10 protein-coding genes are annotated in these 12394 nt (G+C 44.8%); 2 read left to right on the top strand and 8 right to left on the bottom strand.

Features of this window, described 5'->3' with window-relative positions; translation table 11 throughout:
- Together ACXACS_RS02130 and ACXACS_RS02125 are read right to left on the bottom strand one after the other, a co-directional pair.
- A complete protein-coding gene (locus ACXACS_RS02130; RefSeq protein WP_179985043.1) occupies positions 1–540 on the bottom strand; it encodes a hypothetical protein in 540 nt (179 codons plus the stop codon).
- Positions 533–1237: an SURF1 family protein gene (locus tag ACXACS_RS02125; RefSeq protein ID WP_474803491.1), complete on the bottom strand. Its 705-nt coding sequence runs from the start codon at positions 1235–1237 to the stop codon at positions 533–535. Before ACXACS_RS02125 ends, ACXACS_RS02130 begins: the two co-directional genes overlap by 8 nt.
- A gap of 45 nt (positions 1238–1282) precedes the next feature.
- On the opposite strand from ACXACS_RS02125, the gene ACXACS_RS02120 reads away from it, so the two are divergent.
- On the top strand, positions 1283–1492 hold the full coding sequence (locus ACXACS_RS02120; protein ID WP_474809186.1) for a DUF2909 domain-containing protein: 210 nt from the start codon (positions 1283–1285) through the stop codon (positions 1490–1492).
- Positions 1493–1508: 16 nt separating this feature from the next.
- On the opposite strand, the gene ACXACS_RS02115 is transcribed toward ACXACS_RS02120, so the two are convergent.
- The 6 genes from ACXACS_RS02115 to ACXACS_RS02090 form a co-directional block, all read right to left on the bottom strand.
- Positions 1509–2402 carry a cytochrome c oxidase subunit 3 gene (locus tag ACXACS_RS02115; protein WP_474803488.1) on the bottom strand — a complete coding sequence of 298 codons (894 nt, stop codon included), beginning with the start codon at positions 2400–2402 and terminating at the stop codon, positions 1509–1511.
- A gap of 23 nt (positions 2403–2425) precedes the next feature.
- Positions 2426–3013 (bottom strand): cytochrome c oxidase assembly protein, encoded by a 588-nt coding sequence (locus tag ACXACS_RS02110; protein WP_179985293.1) that lies wholly within the window; start codon positions 3011–3013, stop codon positions 2426–2428.
- 151 nt (positions 3014–3164) lie between these two features.
- On the bottom strand, positions 3165–4808 hold the full coding sequence (ctaD, locus tag ACXACS_RS02105; protein WP_474803485.1) for a cytochrome c oxidase subunit I: 1644 nt from the start codon (positions 4806–4808) through the stop codon (positions 3165–3167).
- 10 nt (positions 4809–4818) lie between these two features.
- Entirely contained in the window at positions 4819–5982 is a 1164-nt protein-coding gene (gene coxB, locus ACXACS_RS02100) for a cytochrome c oxidase subunit II (protein ID WP_474803483.1), read from the bottom strand.
- 582 nt (positions 5983–6564) lie between these two features.
- A complete protein-coding gene (gene lexA, locus ACXACS_RS02095; RefSeq protein WP_474803480.1) occupies positions 6565–7191 on the bottom strand; it encodes a transcriptional repressor LexA in 627 nt (208 codons plus the stop codon).
- 173 nt (positions 7192–7364) lie between these two features.
- Positions 7365–9647 (bottom strand): sensor domain-containing diguanylate cyclase, encoded by a 2283-nt coding sequence (locus tag ACXACS_RS02090; protein ID WP_474803477.1) that lies wholly within the window; start codon positions 9645–9647, stop codon positions 7365–7367.
- A gap of 279 nt (positions 9648–9926) precedes the next feature.
- Between ACXACS_RS02090 and plsB the strand changes: the two genes are divergently transcribed.
- A complete protein-coding gene (plsB, locus tag ACXACS_RS02085) occupies positions 9927–12380 on the top strand; it encodes a glycerol-3-phosphate 1-O-acyltransferase PlsB (RefSeq protein ID WP_474803475.1) in 2454 nt (817 codons plus the stop codon).
- The last annotated feature ends 14 nt before the right edge of the window (positions 12381–12394 follow it).

Genomic DNA, 12394 nt, shown 5'->3' with positions numbered 1-12394 from the left:
TTATCCTATGCGTGATAGCTTTAATAGCTTTCTCATGTCCGCCAGCATGTTACGGCTTTCCATCACCGCGTCTTTTCTATCGTCTTTAATTTCGTAAAAGAGCATGGCGTTATTTTGAGTATCGACGATATAAACACTGCTAGAGGCGAGGGCGGTTGGCGTGGTAACCGGCAAGGTTTCTACAAAGGGGTAGTCCGCTAAGGCTGCTATCGCGACTTGATCACTTGAATCGCTTGTTACGACCACGGCTTGGGCGCGATCAGACTCTTTACCTAAAGCAAGCCATACTTGGTTAATGCTAAATAGTGCGTTTTCACACACTGCATCGCACTCATTCGGCATGACGTAAAGTAAACGCCACTTAGGCTCTGCATCTTTCAAAAGTGCACTCATGTCGATTGTTGGCGCAAGCAGCTGACCTTTATTAGTAGCGCCTTTGGTAAACCAATCGTTGTCAAGTGCAAGCTTCGCCATGACGACAGGCAAAACAAACACAGCTACCATGATAATTAACGTTTTTTTCGAAGCAGCATTACTCATAACTACGTCCTTTCTTATTAATTGCAAAACCACCTATAGCCGCAGCGGCAATGGCTAAACCAAACCACTGAACGGCATAACCCAGGTGCTTTTCGGGAGACATTACAACGGCCTGATGTTCGCGAATAAACGCTGGGTCAGGCGTAGTAAGCTGGAGAACAAAAGGTAAAAAATGTCGCTCTAAGGCGTCGTTTAATTCGGGAAATTCGATGTGCTGAACAAGCGCAGGGCTTTGCGCCAAGGCCATGTTGGTTTCTTTAACTAAAGGGTTATTACCCGGAACACTGACGACACCGGTAAAATCGCGAATTTCGCTCGTAAAACTTATATCTGGCAAGGTGCGAGTTAAATCTGGTGCGGGCACCCAGCCAAAGTTCACTAAAAGCCAACCGGCATTGGTATATACCGGCGCTATCACGTCAAACCCTACCCGTTGATTGTAAATCTGGTTATCTAAAAGCAATACGTGATTTGCATCTAAGGAACCACTGAAAGAAACGGTGATATCTCTCGGATCTGTGTGGTTCAGCGCCTCTTCTAAACTCAAGGTTCCATTACTTTGCTTTTGCGCTATGCTAGCTAAACGTTGTTGCTTTTGAACCATGCGATCAAGTTGCCAGTAACCTAACCCGCACATAATCGCCACACTAAAGCCTGTGAGTAACCAAGGAATAACGTGGCGAGTGCGAAAAAGCATGATTATCTCGCACCCTGCAAAATGAGAATAAAAACTGAGGTGAGTATGTTGATAAAAATAGTCCTTGTTGCGTTGGTACTGTACATGATTGTTAATCTGTTCATGGCGATGCGCATCATGATAAAAAACGACACATCTAAGGGGCCAATGAGTAAATATATTGGTCGACGAGTGCTCACTTCTGCCGTCATTGTTATTATTATTCTTATTGCTATTGGTACCGGTTTAATTACCCCAAACCCAAGGCCTTATTGAGTTTGGGGTGTTGTTTCTAAAGCACGTAAACGAAGAGATAGAGCATGACCCACACTACATCTACAAAGTGCCAATACCAGCTTCCCGCCTGAAAAGCGAAGTGGTTTTCTGGTGTGAAGTGCCCCTTTAACACTCTAAAAAACAATACAATAAGAATGATGGTACCGAGGGTCACATGCATACCGTGAAACCCTGTAAGCATAAAGAAGGTGTTGCCATAAATGCCTGACTGAAGCGTAAGCCCCAAGTCGCGATAGGCATGAATGTACTCTTCCACCTGTAAAAACAGGAACCCACACCCGAGTAAAATGGTAATGCCTAGCATAAGGGTCAACTGCTTGCGTTTGTTTTGCTCTAGACCCACATGAGCGAAGTGCAGTGTGATTGATGAGATAAGCAAGATAACAGTGTTGATTGTGGGTAAACCCGCAGCACTCATTTCTTGTGTGGTTGTGCCGCCTGGCGTTGATACCAGCGGCCAGATTGCCTCAAAAGTCGGCCATAAGACTTCATTGGTCATAGCGTTATTCGATGCGCCACCAAGCCATGGAACCGAGATAAACCGTGCGTAGTAAAGCGCACCGAAAAACGCGGCGAAAAACATTACTTCAGAGAAAATAAACCAGCTCATGCCTTGGCGGTATGAACGTCCTAGCTGGTCGCTGTAAAGCCCAGCCATAGACTCATCAATTTGGTTTTTAAACCAGCCCACTAGCATAATCAGCAATACGGCTATTCCCGCTAAAAGGATATGACCGCCATAGCCGGTTTCGCCTTTGGTCGCCTGCACCACATAGTTGCCTGCACCTACAGCTATAAGAAATAGAGCGACGGCCCCTACAATGGGCCATGGGCTTTGCGCTGGTACATAGTATTTTTGGTATTCGTGATTCTGTACTTCGGTTTGCATTTTCTTCTCCTTATCCCTTCTGCTTATTCGCCAGTTGATGGTGTCGAAGCCATAAAGGGATTCGGTGTTGTCGTTAGGTCACTGGCTCGCGCTGTGACGTCATAGAGTGTGTACTGCAAGGTAAAAAAGGTTATATCTTCAGGAAGCTGCGGGTCTACGTAGAACTGCATAGGCATATAGGCCTCACTCCCCGCATCAAGTGGCTGCTGATTGAAGCAGAAGCATTCCGTTTTATTCAGATAGAGTGCTGCTGTTCCGGGAGATACAGAAGGAATGGCCTGAGCGACGATATTGCTTGATGCAGGATTTCTCACATAAAACGATACCGTGTTTAGCTCGCCGGGGTGCACTTTCACACGCTTGGTTTCAGCGCGAAACTCCCACGGCATACCGGTATTTGTGCGAGTAATAAATTCTACGGTCACTTCTCGCGATTCATCAATCTCAACTGATTGGTAAACGGCTGCCGTGTTCTCGGTTTTGCCATTAATTCCCGCTACGTCACAGAATACGTCATACAAGGGAACCAAAGCGAAGCCAAAACCAAACATGCCTATGACAATAGCAACAAGCTTGATAACCATTTTGTTATTTGCACTTTGCTGTGACATCACGCAACCTCCGGGTAACTCCAAAAGTGAAGCTTGGTAAACGCTTTTTTAGCCGCTTATCTACTCCACCGTCAGCAATATGTGAATACCATCCTTACCGCTGCAGTTTAGCGCTTTACAAGAATGGTCAATTCACAAATCCCACCTATCATTACTTGACGACAGGCGGAGTTTCAAACGTGTGATAAGGAGCGGGGGATGGAATTTCCCATTCCAATCCTTCTGCGCCGTCCCAAACTTGCGCTGATACCGGCTCACCTTGCTTTTTGCACGCCTTAATAAGCAGGGCAAGAAAGATAAGCTGAGATAAACCGAATGCAAAACCACCCAAACTTATCCATTTATTGAAATCAGCGAACTGTAATGCATAGTCAGGAATACGGCGTGGCATACCTGCCAAACCCACAAAGTGCATAGGGAAGAACAAGACATTTACCGATACTAAAGAACACCAGAAATGCCATTTAGCCAAAGTAGTGTCGTACATTTTGCCTGTCCATTTAGGCAGCCAGTAATACACGGCCGCCATAATTGAAAAGACCGCCCCTGTTACCAGAACATAGTGAAAGTGAGCCACAACAAAGTAGGTATCGTGGTACTGGAAGTCCACAGGTGTTATCGCCAGCATTAGTCCAGATAGTCCACCAATGGTAAACAGCACGATAAAAGCAATAGCGAACATCATTGGCATTTCAAAGCTTAGTGAACCACGCCACATGGTCGCTACCCAGTTAAACACTTTTACCCCAGTTGGTACCGAGATAAGCATGGTGGCAAACATGAAGAACATTTCCATGTACACCGGCATGCCCGTGGTAAACATATGGTGAGCCCAAACTACAAAAGAAAGCAGTGCGATAGACGCCGTGGCGTAAACCATAGAGGCATAGCCAAACAGTTGTTTTCTAGAAAAGGTAGGGACAATTTGAGAAATAATGCCGAAAGCGGGCAAGATCATAATGTAGACTTCAGGATGCCCGAAGAACCAGAAAATATGCTGGAACATCACCGGGTCGCCACCACCTGCAGCATCAAAGAAGCTGGTTCCGAAAAACTTGTCTGTCAATACCATGGTCACCGCGCCAGCAAGCACTGGCATTACCGCAATCAGCAAGAACGCTGTAATAAGCCACGTCCATACAAATAGCGGCATTTTCATCCAAGTCATGCCTGGCGCACGCATATTAAAGATGGTCACTATCACGTTAATCGCACCCATAATGGATGAGATACCCATAATGTGAACAGAGAACACAAACAATGCTGTCGAATCGCCACTGTAGGTTGTTGAGAGCGGCGCATAAAAAGTCCAACCGAAGGCAGGGCCGCCACCTTCCATAAATAGCGAGCTAAGCAGAATTAAAAAAGCGCCAGGTAAAATCCAAAAGCTCCAGTTATTCATGCGCGGCAATGCCATATCTGGGGCGCCGATCATCATGGGGATGAGCCAGTTTGCGAGCCCTGTAAAGGCAGGCATTACAGCACCAAACACCATGATAAGCCCATGCACCGTGGTCATTTGGTTAAAGAAGTTTGGCTCAACAATTTGCAAGCCAGGTTGGAACAATTCAGCGCGAATAACCATGGCCATTGCGCCGCCAACCAAAAACATGATGAAGGCAAACCACAGATACAGTGTGCCTATGTCTTTGTGGTTAGTGGTAAACAGCCAGCGCGTTATTCCCTTAGGAATATGGTCGTGATGTTCATGGTCATCATGTAGATGATCGCCATTTACTTGACCACTGTGAGGCGCAGAGGTATCTGGCGAAATAACTTCAGTTGCTTTGCTCATTTGTCTGCTCCTAGTTTCCGTTTGCCACTGCATTGACGTCTTTGGCCTGCACCATATCGCCCGTGTTATTGCCCCACGCATTGCGCTCGTAAGTGACTACCGCAGCAATTTCTTTAAGGCTCAGCATTTTGCTAAACGCTTGCATGGCTGTACCCGCCTTACCATGAAGTACAATGTCGATGTGACCTTGCTGATCCTCTAACGCCATCTTGCTGCCTTTAAGTGCTGGGAATACACCTGGTAAACCCTCACCATTTGGCATGTGGCACGCTGCACACGTAGCGTTGTAAACGCGCTCGCCTTCTTTCATCAATTCATCCATAGACATATTCATAGAAAGTAGACGCTGCTCTTCTTCTTTTGCTTTGCGAACAATTTCTTCTTGTTCACCCATCCATTTATCAAATTCAGCTGGCTCTTTAGCAATCACCACAACCGGCATATAGCCGTGGTCTTTTCCACAAAGCTCTGCGCACTGTCCGCGATAAATACCAGGCTCATTCACTTTGGCCCAAGACTCGTTAATAAAGCCCGGGTTGGCATCTTTTTTCACAGCAAAATCCGGGACCCACCACGAATGGATAACGTCGTCAGAGGTAATAAGAAAACGTACTTTTTTCCCAGTTGGAATAACTAACGGACGGTCAACTTCAAGCAGATAATTGTCGGTTTTTTGAAATTTGTTCTCTATTTGCTCACGCTGAGTAGCAAGCAGTGAGTAAAATTCTACGTCGCTGTCCATGTACTTGTAGTGCCACTTCCACTGTGAGCCTGTTACTAGCACAGTCATGTCAGGCTCAGACGTGTCCTCCATCGCAATAAGCGTGTTTGCCGCAGGCACAGCCATAAAGATGAGAATAAGAAAAGGTACAACGGTCCACGCTATTTCAACCTTCACGTTCTCATGAAAGTTAGCGGGCTTGGCGCCACGAGACTTTCTATGCAGATACATTGAGGCGAACATCACGCCAAAAACTACAACCGCGATACCTACACAAATGAAGAACATCAACATATGCAGATCATAGACCTGCCCACTGATGTCGGTAGCACCGCGTCTCAAATTAAGCGAAGAGGCTTCTTCACTAACTTCTTGTGCAAGAAGCAAAGGGGAGAAAAGCAAAAATGGTATTATTGAACACCACTTTGCAAAAACGGTCGTTAGTTGTTTCACTCAGCACCTCCGTAATAGCAAGACCAAAAACGCTGATTATTCTGCGCGCTGCCCTACCAAATGGTTTGCGAACGATTGACCCATCACCTCAACTTGTAAAACAAATTTAGAGTCATTGTTATTATTTTGTTAATCTCTGTATAAGAATTGCGCAATAATGTCGTGTCGTCTAGTCTTTTCTATTAAAAATTTAATGAAGAGGCTAATTTTTAACCATTTCTTGTGGCAGGCTTACGTTACAATTTTGTTGGAGAGGATATTGGGCGTGCTCGCGGCGCTTAAAAAATCAAACGCGCATTTTGAACGGGGTGTTGATGAGGATGAAGCTTCATTTGGTCATAAAATCAACAATTAACACATCGCTCGTCCTATTTTTCAAACAAACTTTCAAATAATAAATGTGTATTAGCCAATTCATTCTCGGGCCAAATAGCGCATATCTTTCGCACAATGGTGATGCCAGATTTCGTAGTTTTGAGACATACTAACAAACGCTAACCTAAGAAAATTAACTAAAATATGGTACTAAAAGGCATAAAAAAAGCGGCTAATACGCCGCTTTTGATTGAAGATGCTAAAACCTTACATCCAGTCGGCGTTTCTAATAACACCTACGGCAATACCTTCAATAGCAAAAGGCTCGCTGGCAAGGTCTACCTTAATTGGCGAAAACTCTTCGTTTTCAGCATGAAGTAAAACTTCACGACCGCGTTTCTCTAAACGCTTCACCGTAACGTCTTCATCCACCCGCGCGACCACTACCTGACCGTTGTGGACATCAGTCGTGCGATGCACAGCAAGAAGATCGCCATCCAAGATACCGATGTCCTTCATGCTCATGCCGTTTACACGAAGTAAAAAGTCTGCCTGAGGCTGAAACAAAGCAGGGTCGACCTTGTAGTGGGATTCTACATGCTCTTGCGCCAAAATTGGCTCACCAGCCGCCACGCGCCCTATTAGAGGCAAGCCTTCTTCTTCTGGTGCAGTATCCTCGAGGGGGATATTTAACTTAATACCACGCGAGGTACCAGGCAAAATTTCAATTACGCCCTTACGCGCCAATGCCTTCAAATGTTCTTCTGCTGCGTTGGCAGAACGAAAACCAAGTTGACGAGCTATTTCCGCGCGCGTAGGCGGCATTCCCGTTTCTTGCATGGTTGTTTTAATAAGTTCTAAAACTTCAGTTTGTCGAGCTGTGAGTGGGCGCATAAAAGACCTGTCTGTTCATACAGTTCCTGTAAGTATATACACCTAAAAGCAAATAACAAGCGCAAAATCTTGAAACTATGGAGCAAGCTGCATGGGGCTAGCACCTAGTATATAAAAACTAGGGGGCTTAAGGCTGTCAAATACGTGAAACCTCGCACAGCCTAAAGTTTTTATTACTCTAGAATAACTCGATTTCGGCCATTCTTTTTCGCCGTATATAGCAGTTTATCCGCTTTGGAAAGTAACACACTAAGGTCAAGATTCAAGCTATCCTCAGCAAAGACAGCACCAATACTTATTGTTACGAATATCGTGTCTTTCTTGTATTTAACTTCTGTTTTTTCAACAGCCTCTCGAAGTTTGTTAAATCGCCTTTCTTCGTCTCTTTTGTTGTCTGAAATTGCTACTATCGCAAACTCTTCTCCACCAAGACGTGAAACAATATCGGGCTCCACATAATATTCTTCGATGAGGTGGGCTACCGAAATTAGTGCTTGGTCTCCTGCATCATGTCCATAAGTATCGTTAACCTTTTTAAAGTGGTCTATATCGATTACCGCTACGCTCACTCTATTGCTTTGTGCAGAGAGCTGATGGCATTTATCAACGAAAGCTCGTCGATTGTACAGCCCAGTTAGCGAGTCAGTCATGGCCAGCTTACGCAACTTCTCCTCAGCTATCGCGCGTGATTCTTCCAGTTCAACCGCATAGAAAAGACCGGCTAATGCATCTAATAGAGGTTGCAAAAACTCAGCATCATCGAAGGTGTAGGGCTCGAACTTATTGGCTAAACCAATCATGCCCACCACTCTATCTTTGATCTTAATCGGTAGCCCTAAAAATCGACTAATGCGGGGGTGCCCTTGGGGCACCCCTTTTGAGTTTGGATGACTTCCTGAGGCATTACTAATCGTTACCTCACCGGTTAGAATTGTGGTACCGAAAAGGTTATCGAAACTGCTGAAATACAAGTTTCGCTTTTTGTACTCGTTGTATTGCGTAAAGCTGCTGCTGTCCCAGACTATTTCAGAAATAGCATGAATAAACAGCTTCGATGCATCGCCTTCACCTTTCATTTGCCCAATGAAAGCGAACTGACTATCCGAGATATCAATAAGCTCGGGTAATACCGTTTGGCAGGCCATGGTTAAATCGTTGTTCTGAAGATAAGAGGCACGGGTTTTATTTATAAATTGAAGTAGTTGGGTTTTCTTTTTCTCATGAAGCTCACTTTCCATTCTCTGCGTAATGTCGCGATGAATACCAGCAACGCGAATAGCCTTACCCGTAACGTCAGATTCGACGGTTTTTCCATAGGTTTCAACCCAAACCCACGCGCCGTTAGTATGTTTCATGCGAAACGTGGTATTGAAAACCTTACTTTTACCAATGATGTGCTCGTTTAATTGTTTTTCTACTTTTACATAGTCCGCAGGGTGAATTAACTGCCTGAAAAAGCGAGAGCTGGTATCATAGTACTCATATTCCATACCGACGATATCACACCAACGCTTGTTTACTTGGTTTACATCAGCGGCCAAATTCCAATCCCACGTGCCCAATTCAGAGGCTTCCAATAACAGCCGCATGCGCTGGTTTGTTTTGTTGAGCTTGTCTTCCACATATTTCTGATCGCTGGTGTCAAATAAGAACGCCTGAACTGAAGACAACATACCGTCTTCACGGAAACTCGCCGTAGAGATCATACTTACCCAAATGGTACGTGTGGGCGTAGCTATTTGAAGACGACAGGTATGCGTTTCCACGCCCTCCATATGCGCCTGCATGGCAAATGTAAAGTCGCCCTCAGCGTCTTGTGTTAAAACATCGCCAAGCTCGACTGCGCCGCACAGTAAGTCTTGTGCCGATATACCCAACACACTCTCACTATTTTTTGAGATATGAACCAGTTTGAGCGACGTAGTATTTCGCCACGTAGCCAGAACAATAGGGGACTTTTCTATTAGCCCATGCTCACGCTTGAGTGCTTCATGCTCTTTAGAAAGAGAAATATGCTGGCTAACAAGCGCTCCAATTCTATTCAGCACTTCAAGATATTTGGCATCAATTTCTCGAGGAACAGTATCGATAAGACAGACAGCACCAATAATCTCATCATTAATTTCAATGGGAGTTCCTGCATAAAAGCAGATGTGCGGCTCACCCGTAACTAATGGATTATCTTTAAACTTGGGGTCCTCGTGGGCATTGTTAACAACAACTTGTTTGCGCTCTTCTACAACACAACTGCAAAAGGCATGCTCACGGCTCACTTTAGAAAGTGTAGTTCCATATCGCGCTTTGAATGTTTCTTCAAATTCACCAACAATTCCTATTAGCGCGATAGGCACCTTATATGCCCCTGCTAACACAACCATAAGGTCGTCAAGATCTAACGGCACCTCATCACTGAGCAAAAAGTCATCAATCGTCTTTAACCGGTTTTGTTCATCCACTACTACATGCTCACATTCATTAACCCTTATAAAAGTAGTAATTATCAAAGCTTATAGCAATTTAAATACTTCTAATGTTGCATTGCTAAAAGGGTCAGTGAGCCTTACCCTAAACAAAGTTACGAAGATATAAAAATACAGGCGCTTATGAATTTCATGAACTTACCGCTAGGTAGGGAGTCTGTAAAACAAGCAAATCAATAACAATGGCTCGTCGCGAGATTGTGACGCGATTGTGTTACACTTCACCCGTTTTTATTTCATAGGATTACATAATTCATGTCGTGGATGCGAAAAGCCCTTCTGTCGGTATTTCATTATCCTGTTAAGTTACTGGTTAAAGCTCACAGTATTCCAGTTAACGTTGAAACCGAATTAGGAATAGATAAGAGCAAGCCTATTGTTTATCTACTTCCCACTAACTCAGTGACCGACCAGCTTGCGCTGAGAATGTCGACTAAATACCTAGGCCTTCCTAGCCCAACTGACACGCTTACACTGGCAGGTCGAGAGTACTCATCGACTCTATTTTTACGTAAAACTCAGCCTCTTTTTCGCTCATCAGCCAAAGATACGGGCATTGAAGACGTTTTCACTGACCTTTTCCATTTGCACCGAGACCACGAAAACCTCGATCTACAGGTAGTTCCTGTTTATGTAACCTGGGGTCGTGCACCAGGGCGCGGTAACCCAGGGTTGAGCGACCTAATTGCTGATAACGCTGCACCGAGCTGGCTACGTAAACTTTTCATCGTGCTGTTTTTAGGCCGTGATAACTTTATTAATTATTCTAAAGCTGTCTCGGCGCGCGCCATGTCAAATCAGCATGGTAGTGACCAAAGCATCGCACACAAACTTGTACGCGTAGCAAGTACTCACTTTCAACGTAAACGTCAAAGTATGACTGGCCCTACGCTGCTAGAGCGACAAGAACTCAATAACAGTGTATTGGGTTCAGATGCCGTACGTCGTGCGATCGCCGAAGAGTCAAAAAGCAAAAAGGTCACACACGAAAAGGCCAAAGAGCGGGCTCAAAGCTATATCACCGAGATTGCTGCAGATTATCGTGAAGGGCTTATCCGTTTCGGTGACAGATTGCTGACACGCATTTGGAACAAGATTTACAACGGCATTAGCGTAGGTCATGCAGAGCGTATACGTGAGCTGGCCGCTAACGGTCACGAAATTATCTATGTGCCTTGCCACCGCAGTCACATGGATTATCTGTTATTAACTTACGTGATTTATCACGAAGGTATGGTAACGCCTCACATTGCAGCGGGTATCAACCTTAACTTCTGGCCTGTTGGAAAAATGTTTCGCAGAGGAGGTGCATTCTTCCTACGTCGTAGTTTTGCAGGCAACAAGCTCTATACCGCGGTATTTAGAGAGTATTTAGAGCTGCTGTTTAACAAAGGTTACTCTGTAAAATACTACCCTGAAGGTGGACGCAGCCGTACTGGTCGCCTAATTCCACCGAAAACCGGTATGCTGGCCATGACAATTCAAGCCATGCTTAAAGGCGTTAACCGCCCAGTTAGTATTGTTCCTGTCTACATTGGCTATGAAAATGTGATGGAAGTGAAGAGCTATTTGAACGAGCTTAAAGGCTCAAAGAAGAAAAAAGAGTCTAACCTTCAGGTTTTCTCAGCCATTCGTAAGCTTAAGAATTACGGGCATGGATATGTGAACTTTGGTGAGCCTATCGCTCTTAATCAGTTCCTTGAAAGCCATGTGCCGAACTGGCGCGACTGTCGCGATGCCGAGCCAGAGAAAAAGCCTGCTTGGTTAACACCTGCCGTTAATGAGTTGGCTAACAACGTCATGACGCGCATTAACCGCGCTGCGGCACTTAACGGCATGGCATTAGCTTCGCTATGTTTACTGTCTTCTAAAAGGCAGACCATGAGTGAGATGGAGCTTAAACAAGCCATGGATGACTTCATGAACTTGTTCAAAACAGTGCCCTTTAGTGATGACGCCACTATTCCAGATTCATCAGCACAAGAATTGCTTCGGGATACATTAAAATTAGGTCGTTTTGATGTTAAAGAAGACGATTACGGACGTTTGATCAGCCCTCAGCCTAAATCTGCTGTATACCTAACCTATTATCGCAACAATATTTTGCATTTGTTCGCCATACCCGGCCTTATCATGGCGTCTATCTTCGCTAAGAAGGGCGCAACCAAGAACAGTATTTTCCAACTCATTGCAGCACTTTATCCTTTGCTGCAAAAAGAACTGTTTTTGCATCTAACACAAGATGAAGCACTTGCGCATACTGATGCGCTGATCACCGCGATGTTAGACAACGGGCTGTTGCGCCAAAAAGACGGTGAGCTTCTCCCCCCAGATGCACACTGCAAACAGTTCCATTCTGCTTGGTTATTAAGCCGCTGTATGCAAGAAACATTGCAGCGCTATGCCGTAGTACTGACTATTCTCGATAAAGAAAAAGTAATTAGCCGCAGTGCATTAGAGCGAGAAAGTAAACAAGTTGCTGAGCGCTTATCAGCCCTTTATGGCTTAAGCTCTCCTGAGTTTTACGATAAGAACGTATTATCTAGCTTTATCGGCGCATTAAAAGATAATCATTGGTTAGATTCAGAAAAAGACGGCAGCTTAAAATACTCGGAAGAGTGTGAAGCCTTGCGGGCTGACGTGATGGCGCTGATATGGCCTGAGATGATTCAGCATTTGGAAAATGTTGCGCTTAATTCGGCAAATTAGCGTTGTAAGCAACA

The sequence above is a fragment of the Alteromonas sp. AWM4_230 genome (genome assembly GCF_056158305.1).
This window is presented reverse-complemented; position numbering and strand designations above follow the sequence as displayed.

Coding starts and splice junctions, on each gene's coding strand:
- ACXACS_RS02130 (WP_179985043.1), bottom strand. CDS start 540: ATGAGTAATGCTGCTTCGAAAAAAACGTTAATTATCATGGTAGCTGTG.
- ACXACS_RS02125 (WP_474803491.1), bottom strand. CDS start 1,237: ATGCTTTTTCGCACTCGCCACGTTATTCCTTGGTTACTCACAGGCTTT.
- ACXACS_RS02120 (WP_474809186.1), top strand. CDS start 1,283: ATGTTGATAAAAATAGTCCTTGTTGCGTTGGTACTGTACATGATTGTT.
- ACXACS_RS02115 (WP_474803488.1), bottom strand. CDS start 2,402: ATGCAAACCGAAGTACAGAATCACGAATACCAAAAATACTATGTACCA.
- ACXACS_RS02110 (WP_179985293.1), bottom strand. CDS start 3,013: ATGTCACAGCAAAGTGCAAATAACAAAATGGTTATCAAGCTTGTTGCT.
- ctaD (WP_474803485.1), bottom strand. CDS start 4,808: ATGAGCAAAGCAACTGAAGTTATTTCGCCAGATACCTCTGCGCCTCAC.
- lexA (WP_474803480.1), bottom strand. CDS start 7,191: ATGCGCCCACTCACAGCTCGACAAACTGAAGTTTTAGAACTTATTAAA.
- plsB (WP_474803475.1), top strand. CDS start 9,927: ATGTCGTGGATGCGAAAAGCCCTTCTGTCGGTATTTCATTATCCTGTT.